Source organism: Aquabacter sp. (assembly GCF_965279295.1).
Lineage (GTDB): Bacteria > Pseudomonadota > Alphaproteobacteria > Rhizobiales > Xanthobacteraceae > Aquabacter.
This window is the reverse complement of the sequence record NZ_CBDIHQ010000018.1, coordinates 209,513-227,328: the sequence shown is the minus strand read 5'-3', so window position 1 is coordinate 227,328 and position 17,816 is coordinate 209,513. Positions and strand designations below refer to the sequence as shown.

Below are 17,816 nucleotides of genomic sequence, written 5' to 3'. Positions count from 1 at the left end.
AAGCGAGCGTATCGCCTGAAGGTCAGTAGCCCCCGACGATCACGCCGCCGTACACGCCGGGACCGGGGCCCGGGGGAACGCCATAGAAGGTTGGGGGCGGCCCGTAATAAACCGGGGGTGGCGGTGCATAGACCACCGGCGGGGCCACATAGATCGGGGCGGCAGGAACCACCAACGGCCCGTTCACATAAGGCGGCGGGCCGTCAAAGCCGAGATAGCTGGCGGCGACGAAAGCCGGCCCAGGCCAGGCGATGGTGCACCAGGCCGGCGTGCAGGCCATGACCTCGATGTTCGCGCCCTGGGGAATTTGCCCGACAGAGGGAAAATTGGTCCCCGGCCCACTGCGCACGTTGACCTGCTGAAGAACCAAAGCGGAGCCGGCCATAGCCGGCACCGCTGGAAGGAGGAACGCCGCGGCGGCGAGAAGAAACCAACCCGAACGTCTCATGTCTCACACTCCGAGCGGCGAATCCGCCGCATCATGTTGCCCCGGAACAGCACCGGGCAGCAGGCCTCAATCCGTCGCGCGGATCGCCTGAACGGCCTGGGACAGGAATTCGTCCATGTTGCGGCGAATCTGGTGATCCGAAACTTCGACGCTCTTGGCATCGAAATCCGTGCGCAATTTGCGGAACACGTCTTCATCGCCATGTTCTTCGAGGTCGGCAACGACCACTTCCTTGGCATAGGCCTGCGCGTCTTCTTCGGCGAGACCAAGCTTTTCGGCGGCCCATAGGCCAAGCAGCTTGTTTCGCCGCGCCAAAGCCTTGAAGCGAATTTCCTCGTCCAGCGCGTAAGCCTTCTCGAAGCCATCCTCGCGCCTGTCGAACGTGGTCATGGCAACCCTCTTATTGATGTTTCGTGACAGATACATGGGTAGCGGCACGCCGCTGTCCCGCCCTGCGCTCTTGAATATAGGGGCGGTTCCCCTAGATCAACGGATAGGGTGCACGCACATTGCGTCTTTGAGCCCGATTATCACAGCGCGTTGTATACCGCCCGGCAATCGGCTAGTGTCCGTCAGGGTGTATCGTGCGCTGCACAACAGCAAACGTTGCGCCTCGCCGAGGAGCGTCACCCGAACGGAGCCTTGGCAAACCCATGGATTTCCTCAATCAACGGTATACCCCCATGAGCCGCCGCCGCCGCATCTATGAAGGCAAGGCGAAGGTCCTCTATGAAGGCCCAGAGCCTGGAACGCTGATCCAGCATTTCAAGGATGATGCCACCGCCTTCAACAACAAGAAGCACGAGGTCATCGACGGCAAGGGGGTGCTGAACAACCGTATCTCGGAATACATTTTCTCGCGGTTGAATGAAATCGGCGTGCCGACTCACTTCATCCGCCGGCTCAACATGCGCGAGCAGTTGATCCGCGAAGTGGAAATCATTCCGCTTGAGGTTGTGGTTCGCAACGTGGCCGCAGGTTCGCTGTCCACCCGCCTCGGCATCGAGGAAGGTACGGCCCTGCCGCGTTCGATCATCGAATTCTATTACAAGAACGATGCGCTGAACGACCCGCTGGTCTCCGAGGAGCACGTCACGGCCTTTGGCTGGGCGACCACCCAGGAAATCGACGACATCATCGCGCTCGCCATCCGCGTGAACGATTTCCTCTCCGGCCTTTTCCTGGGCGTCGGCATCCGTCTTGTGGATTTCAAGATGGAATGCGGGCGACTTTGGGAAAACGACATGATGCGTATCGTGGTGGCCGATGAAATCAGTCCCGATTCGTGCCGTCTGTGGGACGTGAAGTCCGCCGACAAGCTCGATAAGGACCGGTTCCGTCGCGACATGGGCGGTCTGGTCGAAGCCTATTCGGAAGTCGCCCGGCGCCTCGGCATCCTGGGTGAGAACGAACCGACCCTGGCGAAGGGCCCGATCCTGGTGAAGTGAGCGGACTGACGCTTGATCCCAACTGCGACGGGGGCCATAAGGCCCCCGCTTCTGTTAAGAATGGTGCTTCATGAAGGCGCGTGTGATCGTCACGCTGAAATCCGCAGTGCTTGACCCGCAGGGCAAGGCCATCGAGGGCGCTTTGCGCTCGCTCGGGGTCTCCGGGGTCCAGAGTGTGCGGCAGGGCAAGGTTTTCGACGTGGAACTGGCGGGCAATGACAAGGCGTCCGCCGAAGCCGTGTTGAAGGATGCTTGCGACAAACTGCTCGCAAACACCGTGATCGAGACCTATCGGGTCGAGTTTGCCGAATGATCGCACGCGACATCGGTTCACGGCGCAGGTCAAGTTCAAGATGCTGTCGCAGGTCTAAGCCATGAAGTCTGCCGTCATCCTCTTTCCCGGGACCAACCGCGAGCGCGACATAGAGCGAGCCTTGAAGCTCGTCTCGCACTCACAGGTCACGACAGTCTGGCATACCGAGACAGAACTGCCTCAGAACACCGATCTGGTGGTTCTGGCTGGCGGCTTCTCCTATGGCGACTATCTCCGCTGCGGCGCCATCGCCGCGCGCGCCAAGATCATGGATGCGGTGCGGGTTCACGCCGACAAGGGCGGTCTGGTGCTGGGCATCTGCAACGGATTTCAGATTCTCTGCGAGGCGGGCATGCTGCCAGGGGTTCTGGTGCGCAATGCCAAGCTGCGCTTTGTGTGCCGTGAGGTGCATCTGCGCGTCGAGCGCGCCGACACCGCGTTCACGCGGGCCTATCGCAAGGGCGAGTTGCTGCGTGTTCCCGTGGCGCACGGGGAGGGCAACTACACCGCCGACGAGGAAACCATCCGCGTGCTTGAGTCGGAAGGCCGCGTGGCGTTCCGATACGCCCGGCGGGATGGCGACATCGACGAGGCGGACGGCCCCAACGGCGCCATTAATGGCATCGCGGGCATCTATTCCAGGAAGCACAACATTCTCGGCATGATGCCGCATCCGGAAAATCATATCGAGCCGGAGATCGGCCCGATCGATGGTCGCGGCTTGTTTGAAAGCTTGGCCGCCTCGTTGAAGGCGGCGTGATGATCACCTTGGATAAGATCGCGGCGCGGTCTTATCTGTGGGCTCGGCTCATTTCTCCATTAGTGTGAATTTCGATGCGACCGGGGTCCGTATGCCGCGGCGCGCCATCGGATGGGATCGGACGAACGTGAACCAAATTCCGAACACCCCCCGCATCTCCCCCGCGCTCGTGGCCGAGCACGGGCTGAAGCCGGATGAATACCAGCGTTTCCTCACGCTGATCGGCAGAGAGCCGACGATAACCGAACTGGGTATCGTCTCGGCCATGTGGAACGAGCATTGCTCCTACAAATCCTCGAAAGTCTGGCTCCGCACCCTGCCGACCACCGGTCCGCGCGTGATCCAGGGGCCGGGGGAGAACGCAGGCGTCGTAGATATCGGCGACGGAATGGCTGTGGTCTTCAAGATGGAGAGCCACAACCACCCCTCCTTCATCGAGCCCTATCAAGGTGCGGCCACCGGCGTCGGCGGCATCCTGCGCGACGTCTTCACCATGGGCGCGCGGCCGGTTGCGACGCTGAACGCGCTGCGGTTCGGCAATTGCCACCATCCCCGCACCCGCCACCTTGTGGCCGGCGTGGTGGCGGGCATCGGCGGCTATGGCAATTCCTTCGGCGTGCCCACGGTCGGCGGCTCGGTCGGCTTTCATGGCCGCTACAACGGCAACATTCTGGTGAACGCCATGGCTGTCGGCCTGGCGAAAACCGATGAGATCTTCTACGCGGCCGCGAGCGGCGTGGGGCGGGCCATCGTCTATCTCGGCTCCAAGACCGGCCGCGACGGCATCCACGGCGCGACCATGGCATCCGCCGAATTCGGCGACGGCGCCGAGGAAAAACGCCCGACCGTGCAGGTTGGCGACCCCTTCGCCGAGAAGCTGCTTCTAGAAGCCTGCCTTGAGATCATGAAGGCCGGTTGCGTGGTGTCGATCCAGGACATGGGCGCGGCGGGCCTCACCTGTTCCGCGATCGAGATGGGCGCCAAGGGCGACCTCGGGATCGAGCTGAACCTCGACGCGGTGCCGTGCCGGGAAACCGGCATGAGTGCCTATGAGATGATGCTCTCGGAAAGCCAGGAGCGCATGCTCATGGTTCTGGCGCCAGGCAAGGAAGAGGAAGCGGAGGCTATCTTCCGCAAATGGGGCCTGGATTTCGCGGTCATCGGCCAGACCACCGACACGCTGCGCTTCGTCGTGAAGCACAAGGGCATCGTCGAGGCCGATCTTCCCATCAAGGAACTCGGCGACGAGGCACCGGAATACTACCGGCCCCACACCGAACCTGAGCCCCGCAAGATCATCAAGCCCTCGGACGTGCCGGACGGCGTGTCCCTGGCGGATGCGCTTGAGCAACTCGTCATGTCGCCGGATCTCTGCTCGAAGCGGTGGATCTGGGAGCAGTACGACCACCTCATCCAAGGCAACACGGTGCAGAAGCCGGGCGGCGACGCCGCCGTGATCCGCGTCGAGAATGGCCCCAAGGCACTGGCGCTGACCACCGACGTCACCCCCCGCTATTGCGAGGCGGACCCCTTCGAGGGCGGCAAACAGGCAGTCGCGGAAGCATGGCGCAACCTGACCGCTGTGGGCGCCATGCCGATCGCGGTGACTGACAATCTGAATTTCGGCAACCCCGAGAAGCCCGATATCATGGGCCAGTTCGTGGGCTGCGTGAAAGGCATCGGCGCCGCCTGCGAGGCACTGGATTTCCCGGTCGTCTCCGGAAACGTGAGCCTTTACAACGAGACCAACGGCAAGGCGATTTTGCCGACCCCCACCATTGGCGGCGTCGGGCTGATCGATGATCTCGACAAGGCGATGACCCTGGCCTTCAAGGCCGCTGGTGAGCCGGTCTATGTGGTGGGCAAAACCGAGGGCTGGCTGGGCGCCTCGGCCTATCTGTTCACGGTCTGCGACAAGGAAGAAGGCGCGCCGCCACCGGTCGATCTGGTGGCCGAGAAGCGCAACGGCGATTTCGTCCGTGGGCTGATCCTGGAAGAACTCGTCACCGCCGTCCACGACGTGTCGGACGGTGGCCTCCTGGTGGCGATCGCGGAAATGGCGATCGCAGGCAACATGGGTGCCTCGCTCGACCGGCCCCATAATATTCCGGCTCACGCCTTCTGGTTCGGCGAGGATCAGGCGCGCTACGTGATCGTGGCCGCGCACGGGCAAGGGGCCGAACTGGTGCGGCGGGCCGAGGCCGCTGGCGTTCCCCTGACCAAGCTCGGCAAGACCGGCGGGGACCGGCTTGTCTTGCCCGGCGAACGCTCGATCTTTGTCGAGGGCCTGCGGGACCGCAATGAAACCTGGCTGCCGATCTACATGGGCGCGAGCGCCTGACGGAAGGATGACACCATGGCCATGCCTGCCGCCGACATAGAACGACTGATCAAGCAGGCGTTTCCCGACGCCGAAGTGAGCATCCAGGACCTTGCGGGTGACGGCGACCATTACGCCGCAACCATCGTTTCCGAGGCGTTCCGCGGAAAGAGCAGGGTGCAGCAGCACCAGATGGTTTATGCCGCCCTCCAGGGCAATATGGGCGGCGCGCTCCACGCGCTCGCCCTAAAGACCTCGGTGCCGGCCTAAAGCCATCCGCGCCTGAAATGGCCCTGCGCATGGCAGGGCCATCTTGCGCTTTTGATGTCGAGGACCGATCTTGAGGCATGAACCGGCGCGGCCGGCCCATTTTTAGGCGCAAGACATGAGCATTCGCGAATTCATCGACCGCGAGGTCAAAGGCAACGATGTGGTGGTGTTCATGAAGGGCACGCCGCAATTCCCCATGTGCGGCTTCTCCGGTCAGGTGGTCCAGATTCTCGACCACATCGGCGTGCCGTTCAAAGGCGTCAATGTTCTTGAATCCGACGAGCTGCGCCAGGGCATCAAGGACTATGCAAGCTGGCCGACCATTCCCCAGATCTACGTGAAGGGCGAATTCCTCGGCGGTTGCGACATTATCCGCGAGATGTTCCAGGGTGGCGAACTGCTTCCGCTTTTCGAGGAAAAGGGTGTTCCGATCGGCGATCGCGCCATCGGCTGATACGCCTTCGTCAACGCGAATAAAAAATGCCCGGGCAAGTCCCGGGCATTTTCGTTTTCAGGCGCGCCCGATTCAGGCGTGGCCGAACACGCGCTTGAAGATCGTATCGGCGTGCTTCAGGTGATAACCGAGATCGAACTTCTCGTTGATGTCGTCTTCGGAGAGGTATTTGCGCACATCCGAATCGTCCAGCAGGAAAGTCCGGAAATCCCCTTCGCCGCGCCAGACCCGCATGGCATTGCGCTGGACCAGACGATAGGAATCCTCACGGCTCGCGCCCTTCTGGGTCAGGGCCAGGAGCACGCGCTGGGAGTGGATAAGCCCTCCCAGCTTGTCCATGTTCCTCTGCATATTGTCCGCGTGCACCACCAGCTTGTCCATCACGCCGGCAAGGCGGGCGAGGGCGAAATCCAGGGTCACCGTGGCGTCGGGGCCGATCATGCGCTCGACCGAGGAATGGGAGATGTCCCGCTCGTGCCAGAGCGCGACGTTCTCCATAGCGGGCAAGGCGTAGGCGCGGACCATGCGGGCAAGGCCGGTGAGGTTTTCCGTCAGCACCGGATTGCGCTTGTGCGGCATGGCCGAGGAGCCCTTTTGGGACTCGGAGAAATACTCCTCCGCCTCAAGCACCTCGGTGCGTTGGAGATGGCGGATTTCGGTCGCGAGCCGCTCCACGGATGAGGCCACGACGCCCAGAACGGCGAAGAACATGGCGTGCCGGTCGCGCGGGATCACCTGCGTGGAGACCGGCTCCACCTGCAATCCCATCTTCGCCGCAACATATTCCTCAACCCGCGGGTCGATGTGCGCGAACGTACCCACCGCGCCGGAAATGGCACATGTGGCGATCTCCGCACGCGCCGCCACAAGCCGGGCACGAGCGCGCTGGAACTCCACATGGGCAATGGCGAGCTTGATGCCGAAGGTGGTGGGTTCGGCATGGATGCCGTGAGACCGGCCAACGGTGGGGGTCAGCTTGTGCTCGAACGCCCGGCGCTCCAACACAGCCAGCAGATGATCGACGTCCGCAATCAGCAGATCCGAGGCGCGGGCAAGCTGCACCGCGAAGCAGGTGTCCAGCACGTCTGAAGAGGTCATCCCCTGGTGGACGAAGCGCGCGTCGGGGCCGATGAATTCCGCGAGATGGGTCAGGAAGGCGATGACATCGTGCTTCACCTCGCGCTCGATGGCGTCGATCCGCTCCACGTCGAATTCAGCCTTGCTTCCAAGCTCCCAGATTTTCGCGGCGGCTTCCTGCGGGACGATACCAAGGTCCGCCATGGCCTGGGCCGCATGCGCTTCGATCTCGAACCAGATTCGAAAGCGGGCTTCGGGGGTCCAGATGGCGGCCATTTCCGGCCGGCTATAGCGGGGGATCATATCAGCGCTCGCGTGGTGTTCTGAAGGCAGCGATCTAACAGATCGCGGCGCGTTCGGGTAGGCGGCCGGTCAAGGCGTGCGGTTGCGGGCCAGCCGCGCCATCAGCGGGCGGAGCAGGGCCGGCATCAGATAGATCGGGAATTGGGCGAGGGCGACGTAGAGCCATGTGCTCTCCGGCATGATGCCGCCCGCCGCCGCGATCATGATGCCGAGGTTGCGATTGCCGGCGGCATAGCCGAGCATCACGTCCTGCCCCGCGCCCGCCCAGCGGAACACGAACACCGTTGAGAGCAGCCCGCACACGGAGACCAGGCAGGCGAGGGCCGCGATCCCCGCCACCAGGGCCGGTGCTTCCAGAAAGCGCAGGGTCACGCCGTCCATGAACGCCACCGCCAGCACCAGGAGAACCAGGACGTTCACGCCGTTGAAGTGGTCGTTGTACACGGCGAGGCGTCTTGGCCCCATCATAGCGCGCAGCAGCAGGCCCGCACCGGCCGTTGCGATGAGGATGAAGGCGAGCCGGCCCGCGAGAGCGAGCCCGTCGAGAGCAAGCGCGCCGTCGGTGAATGCCGACACCATCACCGGGGCGGTGAACGGCACGATGATGAGCGAAAGCAACATCACCGCAAGGCTCAGGGTGGCATCCACCCCGATCAGAATCGCGACCGCCGGCGTGGACATGAGCGGCGGGCCCGCCGCCTGGAGCACCATGGCCAGCATCACGCCGCTGTCGGATGGCGGCAGGATCCGATTGACCATGAAGCCGAACACCATGGGCAGCACCCCCATAATCCAGGCCAGTGCTGGGAGGATTACCCGAAGCTCACGCGCCTTGCGCAGGCGGGCGAGATCGGTGCGCATAAACGACATGACCAGAAGCGTGAACACGCAGGGCATCAGCAGCGGCTTTGCCGCCGCCGCGAGCGGAGGCACCGCCAGCCCGAGAAAAATGCTGGCGGCCACGGCGCGCGTGCCTTGCCGGCCGGTTGCGGCCAGCAGTCTTGAGGGGAAAGAGAGAAGCATGTGATCCGTCAGGCGGGGGCGCCATCCTGTCCTTCGCGGCAATGAAGGGCAACCCGTGCTGGCGTCGCGGCGCTTTGCCGGATAAGACCGCCGAACCTCGCCTGCGCTTTGCCTTTGCCACGCGCCGCGAGAGGTTTACCTTGGACGCGCCCATTCTCGCGCGTCGACGCCGGAGCGAGACATTGAAGTACGTGTCCACACGCGGCGAGGCGCCGCCACTGTCTTTCGCCGATGCACTCCTCGCCGGGCTCGCCAGGGATGGCGGGCTCTATGTGCCCGAAGCGTGGCCCACACTGTCGGCCGACGAGATCGCCGCGTTGGCCGGAAAGCCTTACGCAGAAGTGGCGCGACGGGTGATCAGCCCGTTCGTGGCCGGCGCGATCCCACAAGCCGCGCTCGACCTGATGATCGATGATGCCTATCGCAGCTTCCGCCACCCGGCCACCACGCCGCTGGTGCAGATCGCGCCCAACCGTTTCGTGCTTGAGCTGTTCCACGGTCCGACCCTGGCCTTCAAGGACGTGGCGATGCAACTGCTGTCGCGGTTGATGGACCACGTCCTCTCCCAGCGCAGCGCGCGGGCAACCATCGTCGCGGCGACCTCGGGGGATACCGGCAGCGCCGCCATTGAGGCATTCCGCCATTCGGATGCGGTGGATGTCTTCGTGCTCTTTCCGCACAACCGGGTGTCGGAAGTGCAGCGCCGTCAGATGACCACGGTCGGCGGCAGCAATGTCCACGCAATCGCCGTGGAAGGCACCTTCGACGACTGCCAGGCCCATGTGAAGTCCATGTTCAACCACCACCAGTTCCGTGACCGGCTGGCACTGGCGGGCGTCAATTCGATCAACTGGGCGCGCATCGTCGCCCAGGTGGTCTATTATTTCTATGCCGCCGTGGCGCTGGGGGCACCGTCCCGGGAGGTATCGTTCGTGGTGCCGACCGGCAACTTCGGCGACATCTTTGCCGGCTGGGTCGCCAAGAGCATGGGGTTGCCGATCCGCGACCTGACTATCGCTACCAACGTCAACGACATATTGGCGCGCACCATCGAGAGCGGTCGATATGAGGTGAGGGGGGTTCTGCCTTCCTCTTCGCCCTCCATGGACATTCAGGTTTCCTCGAACTTCGAGCGCCTGCTGTTCGAGGCGCTGGACCGGGATTCAGCAACGTTGCGCTCGCTGATGGCATCGCTGGCGCAGTCCGGCACGTTCACCGTCCCGCGCGATGCCTTCGCTGCGATCGTCGGCGAATTCTCCGCCGGCCGGTCGGACGAGCCGGAAACCGCGGCCATGATCTCGCGCATGTATCGCGAGGCGGATTATGTGGTCGATCCCCATACGGCTGTTGCGCTGAGCGTGGCCGGGAAGGTGGAGCACGCGCCGCGCGTTCCGCAGGTGGTCCTTTCCACCGCGCATCCCGCGAAATTCCCCGACGCTGTGGAAAGCGCGACTGGGCGCCGGCCCAGCTTGCCTCCGCACCTCGCGGACCTCATGACCCGCAAGGAGCGCGTGACCGTTCTGCCAAACGATCTTTCAGCCATAGAGACTTTCATCTCGACGCACGCGCGTATCGCGGCGGGAGCCGCCGCATGAGCGTTCAGCGTACGACACTTGAGAACGGCATCACCGTTATCTCCGATTCCATGCCCCACTTGGGCACAGCATCGCTCGGCATCTGGGTGGGAGCCGGCGCGCGGGACGAGAACGAGCACGAGCACGGTATCTCCCATCTCCTCGAACACATGGCGTTCAAGGGGACGCGGCGGCGCTCGGCGCGTCGCATCGCCGAGGAGATCGAGCAGGTCGGTGGCGACATCAACGCTGCAACCTCGGTCGAGCAAACCTCCTACAATGTGCGCGTGCTGGGCGAGGACGTGGGGCTGGGCCTCGATATTCTCTCCGACATTCTCACCGAGCCGGCCTTCGCACCGGACGAATTGGCGCGTGAGAAGAATGTGATCGTCCAGGAAATCGGTGCGGTCATGGACACGCCGGACGATCTCGTGTTCGACCTGTTCCAGGAATCCGCCTTTCCCGGCCAGGCGATGGGACGCTCGATTCTCGGCACGCCCGACACGGTGCGCAGTTTCGACCCGCAGCGCCTCGGGGCCTATCTCGGGCGCACCTATCGCGGCCCGCGCATGGTGGTCGCCGCCGGCGGGGCGGTGGATCATGAACGGTTCGCGGCGGAAGCCTCGGAACGCCTGCGGTCCATCAAGCCCGACGAAAAGGCCCCCGCGCCCAACGCCCATTATAAGGGCGGCATCTCGCTGACACCGCGCGATCTTGAGCAGGTGCATGTGGTGCTGGGGCTTGAGGGCCGCTCCTTCAGGGAGCCGGGCTATCACGCCCTCCAGGTGCTCACTAACGTACTCGGCGGCGGCATGTCCTCGCGCCTGTTCCAGGAGGTGCGCGAGGAGCGCGGCCTTTGCTACTCGATTTACGCGTTCCACTGGGCCTATGCGGACACCGGCCTGTTCGGGATTTATGCCGGCACTGATGTGGGCGATGTGGGGGAATTGACCGAGGTCGTGATCGACCAGCTCATTGCTGCCGGCGAGACCGCCAGCGAAATCGAGGTCGCCCGCGCCAAGGCTCAGATGAAGGTCGGTCTGCTCGCGGCGCTTGAAAGCTCCGGCGCCCGCGCCGAGCAATTGGCACGGCAGATCCTTGCTTTCGATCGGGTGGTGCCGGTGGAGGAGATCGTCGCCAAGGTCGAAGCCGTCACCGTGGAAGATGTGCGGACCGCCGCGCGCGAACTCGTGAAGGGCGGACGGCCGGTTCTCGCCGCGATCGGGCCGGGCAAGGGGCTTGAACCTGCGGCGCGCGTGGTGGAACGTCTGAGATAATCCGGCGTTTGGGCAACCCCGGTGCGCTGGTGTGACCTCGAAATAGACTCGGCATGTGGTTTCTAAAGTCGTTTCTCTCTCCCGAAATCCTGCCCGCCATTACGGGCGATGGCGTCTATCTGCGCGTGCCGCAGATGAAGGACTACGCCCAATGGCGCGATCTTCGGGAAGAGAGCCGGGCATTTCTGATGCCTTGGGAGCCGATTTGGCCGGCTGACGATCTCACGCGCGGCGCTTTCCGCCGGCGCCTGCGCCGCTATGCCCGCGACATGCTGCGAGACGAGGCGTATCCGCTATTTCTGTTCCGGAGCGCGGATCATCAACTGATCGGCGGCCTCACGCTCTCGAACGTCCGGCGCGGCATCTGCCAGGCCGCCAGCCTCGGCTATTGGATGGGTGCGCCCTATGCCGGAAAGGGCCATATGCGCGCGGCGGTCCGGGCGCTGCTACCGATCGCCTTCGATGCACTTGGCCTCCACCGTATCGAAGCCGCCTGCATGACCAACAACATGCCGTCCATCCGCCTGCTAGAGACTCTGGGCTTCACGCGCGAGGGCTTCGCCCGGCAATATCTCTGCATCAATGGGATGTGGGAAGACCACTTCCTGTTTGCCCGTCTGTACGATGATTTGGCAGCGATGAGCGAGCCGCGCGCCGAGAACGGCGCCACTGCACCGCCGCTGGCGGCGCAATAGACTCAGTTGCCAGAGGCTTTGGCGGGTGCGGGGGGAAGGGCCGTCGGCTGGGCCAGATGCTCCAGCACCGAACGCACCGCCGCCTCGCCGCCGCCCTTGTTGCGCACCGCCTCCAGCAGCGGCTGCGCTGCGCCCGAGCGTTGGATCAGGCTTTGCGGGTCGAGCATCACAAATGGGCTGCTCCACGATCCCTGAACGATGAAGGGAAGATCGAACGGCTGCGCGGGACGATCGCCGGAGATGCTTGTCGGCGGCTGAAGCACGGCGCGGCCCTGCAGGTCGATATCCCGGGAGCCGATGGCGACTTCGCCGCCAAGAGACAAGCGGACCTGCTTGCCCTCCATATTCGCCTGATCCAGCCGCGCGATGCCGTCGGAAATGGTGATCTTGGCGGTAAGCTGGTCGAACGGCGTGCGCCCGCCGCGAATGTCGCCGCCACCCGACAGGGGACGCCGCTCGATCCGCCGCATCACTTGACCGATGTCGATCCCGGCGATGGCACCGTTCGCCACCAGCATCGTTACATTGCCGGAAAGCGCCTGGGCCATGGCGTAATAGCTGGTGCCCTTGCTTTCCAGCACCGCTTCCAGATCGCCGATCCCCTCAATGCGCCGTATGCCGAGCACGTCGCCCAGCGCGCGGTCGAGCGCGATGCCCTTGCCGTCCGCTTGCAGGCGCAGGGCGCTCCCGCTGCCATCCGGTGCAGGCGCCAGATCGAGCGAGGCGCGCACGTTTCCGCCCCATGCCTGGGCGGTTGCAAGCGCCACCACCAGACGGCCGGAGCGCAGCACCGCGCTGGTCGCGACCCGCTCGAACAGCGTGTCGTCCATCCGCATGCGGGCGGCTGAGAGGCGCAGGTCGAGGTCGATCCGCGAGAGCGGGTTAACGTTGAGCCGTCTGCGATCCCAGGCGCCATCCGACGGCTCGGTCATCGCGATGCGGCCGTAGGGGGTGAGGTCGAGGGCGTCGGCCGCAAACGTTCCCTGGACGGCGGGCCGGTCGCCATCCAGCTTCAGGTTCACCGCACCTTCGCTGCGGTTGCCGTCCAGCTCCGCGCTCACGTCGGAAAGCTGCAAGCCTGCCCGGTCTGCGGACATGCGGCTGGAAAATGTAAAGCGTCCAAGGCCGCCAGACGCGGGAACCGGCAATCCAACCCAGGAGAACATGTCCCTTAAGGAGCGGGCTTCACCGCTGAAATCGCCCAGCGCTTTGGCGTGCGTGCCGCCGGACGAGGTGCCGCGAAAGCGCAGCCACGAAGGGCCTGATGTCACGTCGAGCCGCGCGGCGCTGGACTGCCCGGACAGGAAGGCGGCGACATTCATCAACTCGATGTCGACATCCGTGACACGGTCGCGCCATGCGAAGGCCACTTTGGCAACCAGCCCGGCACCCCCGGCGGACCGATCCAGACGGGCATCGATGCCGCTGACCAGTTCTTCGGTGAGCCCGTCAGCATTGCGCAAGGCAATCGTGCCGCCCACCAGCCGCAATTCCGGCATGTTCGGCCCGGCGACCAATGCCACCAGCGCAGACTTGAGCACCGGCGACTTGCCCGTGACCACCAGCGTCGGGCGCGTCAAGGTGACGTCCGCCACCTCCAAGTCGCCGACCAGCAGGGGAAGTAGCCGCAACCGGGCGACCATGCCGTCGGAATCCAGGGAAAGGCCGCCCCCCATGGGGAAGACCACCTTGTCCAGCGTCAGGCCCGGCGCCGGGAAAAAAGTGACGCGTGGCTCGCCCGCGAAGCGGGCGTGCTGGCCGGTGGATTTGGAAAGCGCCTCCTGCACCACCTTGCGCAACTCGGCGGCGGGGATGAGCAGGGGGGCAAGGGAAATGAGGCCAAGCCCGACAACAGCCAGAACGCCGACCACAATGGCCGATGCAAACATGACCTTGCGGGCGGTTGCGCCGAAAATCACCACCAAAACATCCGATTGTTCGGTCTGAGACAGACAGGGCCAGCCACGCAAAATGCGGCACTAATCTCCCGCCCCGAGAGAGCGCCACCTTCTAGCGGCTCTGTGTCTCTTTCATGGCTGGGACGGCCAAGGTCAGCCCAGCCGATGCAGCCGCGAAAGCCGCGCCAGAAAAAGGACGGGTATCAAGCCCACCAGTACGATCAGCAGGGCCGCGACCGCACCGTCCTCGTAGGTGCCGCGTGCCGCCTCGCCATAAACATGGGTGGCAAGCGTTTCGACCCCGAGGGGGCGCAACAGCAAGGTGGCGGGCAGTTCCTTCATGCCATCCACGAATACGATAAGGGCAGCCGTCGCCAGCGCGGGGCGCAGGAGCGGGAGATGAATGCGGCGGACCACGCTGGCCCGGGAGCGCCCGAGGCTGCGTGCCGCCATGTCGAGATGCGGAGAAAAGCCGGCGAACCCTGCCTCGACACCCCCGATTGGGATCGTCAGAAAGCGGATCGCGTAGGCGATCACCAAGGCCGCACCGGAGCCGGAGATCAAGAGCCCGGTGGAAATGCCAAACACCTGGCGCACCAGTTGATCCACCCAATTGTCGAACCCCGCCAGCGGCACCAGCAGGCCGATAGCCAGCACGGTTCCCGGCACCGCATATCCAAGACTCGCGATCCGAGAGAACAGGGAGGCCAGCGGCGACGCCGTGAGCCTGTAGGACACCGCGACCACCAGGCCGAGCGCCAGCGCGAGCGCTGTGCCGCCAAGTGCAAGAAGCGCACTGTTGCGCGCTTCCAGAAATACGCTGGGTGAAATCCCGTTCGCCTCGGCTCGCGCCAAGGCGGCCCAGCACAGGTGCGCCACCGGCACGACGAAGCCCAGCAAAACCGGCAGCGCGCAAAAGCCCAGAGCGGCCCAACCGCCCGGCCCGCTCAAGACCGTGCGCACAGGGGGGCGGGCGGACGCGCTGCTCGAATAGCGGGCGCGGCTGCGGGCGGCCCGTTCCGCCGCCACCAACGCGAAGACCAGGGCGAGCATCACGAGCGCGATCTGCGCGGCGCCGGGCAAATTGGAGCGGTTGACCCAGGTGGCGTAGATGGAAACGGTCAGGGTGCGGATGCCGAGAAATTCGGAGGCGCCGATATCGCCCAGTACCTCCAGCAGGGCCAGGGTGACGCCCGCGACGATCGCCGGCCGAGCCATGGGAAGGGCGATGCGCCATGTGGTGCGCCAGCGGCCGGCGCCCAGCGTACGCGCCACATCGAGCGCCGCCGCCGACTGCACCAGGAAGCTCGCCCGCGCCGAGAGGTAGACATAGGGATAAAGCACGCAGGACAGGACGAAGATGCAGCCCCCGATGGAGCGCACATCCGGAAGGCGCAAATCGCGCGGGCTGGAAATGCCGAGCCCCCAGCGCAGCGCGCTTTGGACCGGCCCCAGCGGGTGCAGAACATCGAGATAGGAATAGGCGACGATGTAGCCGGGCAGGGCGAGCGGCAGGAGAAGTGCCCAGTCGAGCACGCGGCGTCCGGGAAAATCGCACGTCGACACCAGCCATGCGCAGGGCACGGCCACCAGGGTCGACATCAGGCCGACGCCAACCAGAAGAACAAGCGTCTGCCACAGCGCGGTCGGCAGGACGTTTTCGATCAGATGCGGCCAGAGATCCCCCGAGCTCTGCGCCGCGATTCCGACCAGCGCTGCCACCGGCAACAGCACGAAGGCTGCGACGATGCCCGAGGCCGCCAACGGGCCGGTTCCGCGTCCGCGCATGAAGCGCGGGCGCGAAATCAAAGCGGATGTCGATGAAAGTCCGGACAAAACTCAGCTATCGAAGCCGACCCGGTCGATCAGTTCGCTGGCCTTCTTCCGGGCCTTGGCAATTTCCACGAGGGGAATGGAATCCACCTTCAAGGGACCAAGCGCCGCGATGACGGGATCGATCGCCGCGCCGGCCAGCACCGGATATTCAAAATTGGCTTTCGCATAGATCGCCTGCATCTCGGGGGAGACGGCAAACTCCAGCAGCTTGATCGCATTGGCCTTATTGGGCGCATTCTTGGCCACAGCGGCGCCGGTGGCGTTCACATGCGTGCCGTCGCCCTCGAAGACCGGAAGCACAACGTCGATGCCGTCGCCCCACTTGCGCTGATCCGGGCCGCCGGCGCCGGAGCGCATGAGGCCGATATAATAGGAGTTACCCACTGCCAGATCGCAGAGACCGCCGAGGATATCGCGCGCGCCTTCACGGTCGCCGCCGGCCGCCTTGCGGGCGAGATTTGCCTTAACCCCGCGCAGCCACGCTTCGGTCTTCGCCTCACCGTGATGCACCAGGTAGGCGGCGGTCAAGCCGACGTTATAGGGGTGCTGGCCGGAGCGGGTGCAGATCTTTCCCTTCCACTTCGGGTCCGCAAGGCTCTCATAGGTGAGCGACGCCAGCTTCAGGTCCTTCGCCGCATAGACGAGGCGCGCGCGCAGGGAGAGGGCATACCAATTGCCGGCGGGGTCGCGCAGGTTCGCGGGCACGGCACCGGTCAATACTGGGGTCTGCACTGGCTGTGTGACGCCCGCATCGACGATATCGAGCAGGTTGCCCACATCGACCGTCATGAGCAGATCAGCCGGGGACGCCGCGCCCTCTGCCTTCACCCGTTCCGCAAGGCCGTCCTTCACGAAGACGCTGTTGACGGTTATGCCCGTCGCCTTCGTGAACGCCTCGAACAGCGGGGCCGCCAGGGCAGGTTCGCGTGTGGTGTAGACATTCACGTCGGCAGCATATGCGGCAGGCGCGGCGAACCCGACGCAGGCGACGGCGGCAAACAGCGCCCGGTGCAGCACGTTTCTTGGCATGGCTTCCTCCAAGGGCGAAGCGACCGCATCAAACGGGGGCTTCGCACTGGATGTCGCCTAACGTAGGGGAATATTTCGCGTCAATAAAAGAGCGTGTGAGTCCGCAACGTTGGAGATGATCTAAACAGAGCCTTGGGCCGCCACAAAAACAAAAGCCCTGCACGACGGCCGGGCTTCCGTAGCGGAGTTTGTGACCAACTCAGTCGCTTTCGAGTTCACCGATGTGGTGCTGCGCATAAAGCTGCACGCCAAGCCGGGCGACCAGATCGAGCTGGGTCTCGAGAAAATCGATGTGACCCTCTTCGTCCGTCATCAGCTCTTCAAAGAGATCGCGGCTCGGGAAATCCTTCACCGTGGCGCAATAGGCGGCGGCTTCCTGATACAGCGCGCGCGCACCCTCTTCGGCCGCCAGATCGGCTTCAAGGATTTCCTTGATGTCCTGGCCGATCTTCAGCGGGTCGAGAACCTGAAGGTTCGGGAAGCCGTCGAGGAAAAGGATGCGGTCCACGAACTTGTCCGCATGCACCATCTCTTCGATGGATTCGGCGCGCCACTTCTTGGCCAGGGCCTTGAAGCCCCAATTGTCCAGCATGCGGTAATGCAGCCAGTATTGGTTGATGGCGGTCAGTTCCGACCGAAGGCCTCGATTGAGATATTCGATGACCTTGGAATCGCCCTTCATTTTGAAAGCTCCTTGCCCCGCATCCGCAGGGATGACCCTGTGTACCCTGGAATGATAGTTAGAGGAATTCTAAATTAAGCGCAATACCACAGATATCTCGGTGGAAAGCCCGATCCTGAAACAGGATCACTCTGCGGCGATCAGCTTTGCGGAGAGGGAAGCGGCCGGGCATTCTGCGGGGCATTCCGCGCACGATCCATGAACCTGGTCCAGGATTGCCCGGATCGTCCGCGCGCAGCGACCGCACTGAGGAGAGCAGCCAAGGCAACGGTACACCGCGCCAGTCGTGCGCACACCATCCGTGGCCGCGAGAACATCGCGAACCTGATGGTCTGAGAATACGTTGCAAGAGCAAACAATCATCGCGCTGACTGGCCGTTCGCAGTTTAGATTTCTTCTAAAGCATTGT

18 protein-coding genes are annotated in these 17,816 nt (G+C 64.0%); 9 read left to right on the top strand and 9 right to left on the bottom strand.

The genetic code is table 11. The annotated features are described in order from the left end of the window. Window positions 1-22: 22 nt before the first annotated feature. Both ADADO0_RS18950 and ADADO0_RS18945 read right to left on the bottom strand, forming a co-directional pair. On the bottom strand, window positions 23-448 hold the full coding sequence (locus ADADO0_RS18950; RefSeq protein WP_511306761.1) for an SH3 domain-containing protein: 426 nt from the start codon (window positions 446-448) through the stop codon (window positions 23-25). 66 nt (window positions 449-514) lie between these two features. Further along, window positions 515-838: a DUF1476 domain-containing protein gene (locus tag ADADO0_RS18945; protein WP_511306760.1), complete on the bottom strand. Its 324-nt coding sequence runs from the start codon at window positions 836-838 to the stop codon at window positions 515-517. 263 nt (window positions 839-1,101) lie between these two features. Here ADADO0_RS18945 and purC point away from each other — a divergent pair, with 263 nt between their 5' ends. From purC to grxD, 6 genes are all read left to right on the top strand, one after another. Next, window positions 1,102-1,896 (top strand): phosphoribosylaminoimidazolesuccinocarboxamide synthase, encoded by a 795-nt coding sequence (purC, locus tag ADADO0_RS18940; RefSeq protein ID WP_511306759.1) that lies wholly within the window; start codon window positions 1,102-1,104, stop codon window positions 1,894-1,896. 70 nt (window positions 1,897-1,966) lie between these two features. Further along, on the top strand, window positions 1,967-2,209 hold the full coding sequence (gene purS / locus ADADO0_RS18935; RefSeq protein ID WP_511306758.1) for a phosphoribosylformylglycinamidine synthase subunit PurS: 243 nt from the start codon (window positions 1,967-1,969) through the stop codon (window positions 2,207-2,209). A gap of 61 nt (window positions 2,210-2,270) precedes the next feature. Continuing rightward, window positions 2,271-2,969 (top strand): phosphoribosylformylglycinamidine synthase subunit PurQ, encoded by a 699-nt coding sequence (gene purQ / locus ADADO0_RS18930; RefSeq protein WP_511306757.1) that lies wholly within the window; start codon window positions 2,271-2,273, stop codon window positions 2,967-2,969. A gap of 91 nt (window positions 2,970-3,060) precedes the next feature. After that, window positions 3,061-5,310: a phosphoribosylformylglycinamidine synthase subunit PurL gene (purL, locus tag ADADO0_RS18925; RefSeq protein ID WP_511306756.1), complete on the top strand. Its 2,250-nt coding sequence runs from the start codon at window positions 3,061-3,063 to the stop codon at window positions 5,308-5,310. Window positions 5,311-5,325: 15 nt separating this feature from the next. Next, window positions 5,326-5,559: a BolA family protein gene (locus ADADO0_RS18920; protein ID WP_511306755.1), complete on the top strand. Its 234-nt coding sequence runs from the start codon at window positions 5,326-5,328 to the stop codon at window positions 5,557-5,559. A 115-nt stretch (window positions 5,560-5,674) separates the two neighbouring features. Next, entirely contained in the window at window positions 5,675-6,013 is a 339-nt protein-coding gene (gene grxD / locus ADADO0_RS18915) for a Grx4 family monothiol glutaredoxin (protein ID WP_511306754.1), read from the top strand. Window positions 6,014-6,085: 72 nt separating this feature from the next. Here the strand turns inward: grxD and purB are convergent, their stop codons facing one another. Further along, on the bottom strand, window positions 6,086-7,393 hold the full coding sequence (gene purB, locus ADADO0_RS18910; protein ID WP_511306753.1) for an adenylosuccinate lyase: 1,308 nt from the start codon (window positions 7,391-7,393) through the stop codon (window positions 6,086-6,088). Between the two features lie 69 nt (window positions 7,394-7,462). Beyond that, entirely contained in the window at window positions 7,463-8,356 is an 894-nt protein-coding gene (locus ADADO0_RS18905; protein ID WP_511306752.1) for a hypothetical protein, read from the bottom strand. Between the two features lie 242 nt (window positions 8,357-8,598). On the opposite strand from ADADO0_RS18905, the gene thrC reads away from it, so the two are divergent. Genes thrC through ADADO0_RS18890 form a run of 3 tightly spaced genes read left to right on the top strand, consistent with a single transcriptional unit; the run spans window position 8,599 to window position 11,962 of the window. Further along, the gene (gene thrC, locus ADADO0_RS18900; RefSeq protein WP_511306751.1) at window positions 8,599-10,011 is read left to right on the top strand and encodes a threonine synthase; all 1,413 of its coding nucleotides are present in this window, start codon (window positions 8,599-8,601) and stop codon (window positions 10,009-10,011) included. Further along, window positions 10,008-11,267, top strand: coding sequence for a M16 family metallopeptidase (locus ADADO0_RS18895; RefSeq protein ID WP_511306750.1), 1,260 nt, complete (start codon window positions 10,008-10,010; stop codon window positions 11,265-11,267). Before thrC ends, ADADO0_RS18895 begins: the two co-directional genes overlap by 4 nt. A gap of 53 nt (window positions 11,268-11,320) precedes the next feature. After that, window positions 11,321-11,962 (top strand): GNAT family N-acetyltransferase, encoded by a 642-nt coding sequence (locus ADADO0_RS18890; protein WP_511306749.1) that lies wholly within the window; start codon window positions 11,321-11,323, stop codon window positions 11,960-11,962. Window positions 11,963-11,964: 2 nt separating this feature from the next. On the opposite strand, the gene ADADO0_RS18885 is transcribed toward ADADO0_RS18890, so the two are convergent. From ADADO0_RS18885 to ADADO0_RS18865, 5 genes are all read right to left on the bottom strand, one after another. Next, window positions 11,965-13,884 carry an AsmA family protein gene (locus tag ADADO0_RS18885; RefSeq protein ID WP_511306748.1) on the bottom strand — a complete coding sequence of 640 codons (1,920 nt, stop codon included), beginning with the start codon at window positions 13,882-13,884 and terminating at the stop codon, window positions 11,965-11,967. Window positions 13,885-14,013: 129 nt separating this feature from the next. Beyond that, complete coding sequence (locus ADADO0_RS18880) at window positions 14,014-15,648, bottom strand: ABC transporter permease (protein WP_511306747.1); 1,635 nt, start codon at window positions 15,646-15,648, stop codon at window positions 14,014-14,016. 51 nt (window positions 15,649-15,699) lie between these two features. After that, the gene (locus ADADO0_RS18875) at window positions 15,700-16,725 is read right to left on the bottom strand and encodes an extracellular solute-binding protein (RefSeq protein ID WP_511306746.1); all 1,026 of its coding nucleotides are present in this window, start codon (window positions 16,723-16,725) and stop codon (window positions 15,700-15,702) included. A gap of 199 nt (window positions 16,726-16,924) precedes the next feature. Next, complete coding sequence (bfr, locus tag ADADO0_RS18870) at window positions 16,925-17,407, bottom strand: bacterioferritin (RefSeq protein WP_511306745.1); 483 nt, start codon at window positions 17,405-17,407, stop codon at window positions 16,925-16,927. 126 nt (window positions 17,408-17,533) lie between these two features. After that, a complete protein-coding gene (locus ADADO0_RS18865; protein WP_511307225.1) occupies window positions 17,534-17,770 on the bottom strand; it encodes a (2Fe-2S)-binding protein in 237 nt (78 codons plus the stop codon). Window positions 17,771-17,816 lie beyond the last annotated feature (46 nt).

Excerpts from the sequence above, each read along its gene's own strand:
- ADADO0_RS18950 (WP_511306761.1), bottom strand. The coding sequence starts at position 448 with ATGAGACGTTCGGGTTGGTTTCTTCTCGCCGCCGCGGCGTTCCTCCTT.
- ADADO0_RS18945 (WP_511306760.1), bottom strand. The coding sequence starts at position 838 with ATGACCACGTTCGACAGGCGCGAGGATGGCTTCGAGAAGGCTTACGCG.
- purC (WP_511306759.1), top strand. The coding sequence starts at position 1,102 with ATGGATTTCCTCAATCAACGGTATACCCCCATGAGCCGCCGCCGCCGC.
- purS (WP_511306758.1), top strand. The coding sequence starts at position 1,967 with ATGAAGGCGCGTGTGATCGTCACGCTGAAATCCGCAGTGCTTGACCCG.
- purQ (WP_511306757.1), top strand. The coding sequence starts at position 2,271 with ATGAAGTCTGCCGTCATCCTCTTTCCCGGGACCAACCGCGAGCGCGAC.
- purL (WP_511306756.1), top strand. The coding sequence starts at position 3,061 with ATGCCGCGGCGCGCCATCGGATGGGATCGGACGAACGTGAACCAAATT.
- ADADO0_RS18920 (WP_511306755.1), top strand. The coding sequence starts at position 5,326 with ATGGCCATGCCTGCCGCCGACATAGAACGACTGATCAAGCAGGCGTTT.
- grxD (WP_511306754.1), top strand. The coding sequence starts at position 5,675 with ATGAGCATTCGCGAATTCATCGACCGCGAGGTCAAAGGCAACGATGTG.
- purB (WP_511306753.1), bottom strand. The coding sequence starts at position 7,393 with ATGATCCCCCGCTATAGCCGGCCGGAAATGGCCGCCATCTGGACCCCC.
- ADADO0_RS18895 (WP_511306750.1), top strand. The coding sequence starts at position 10,008 with ATGAGCGTTCAGCGTACGACACTTGAGAACGGCATCACCGTTATCTCC.
- ADADO0_RS18890 (WP_511306749.1), top strand. The coding sequence starts at position 11,321 with ATGTGGTTTCTAAAGTCGTTTCTCTCTCCCGAAATCCTGCCCGCCATT.
- ADADO0_RS18880 (WP_511306747.1), bottom strand. The coding sequence starts at position 15,648 with ATGCGCGGACGCGGAACCGGCCCGTTGGCGGCCTCGGGCATCGTCGCA.
- ADADO0_RS18875 (WP_511306746.1), bottom strand. The coding sequence starts at position 16,725 with ATGCCAAGAAACGTGCTGCACCGGGCGCTGTTTGCCGCCGTCGCCTGC.
- bfr (WP_511306745.1), bottom strand. The coding sequence starts at position 17,407 with ATGAAGGGCGATTCCAAGGTCATCGAATATCTCAATCGAGGCCTTCGG.
- ADADO0_RS18865 (WP_511307225.1), bottom strand. The coding sequence starts at position 17,770 with ATGATTGTTTGCTCTTGCAACGTATTCTCAGACCATCAGGTTCGCGAT.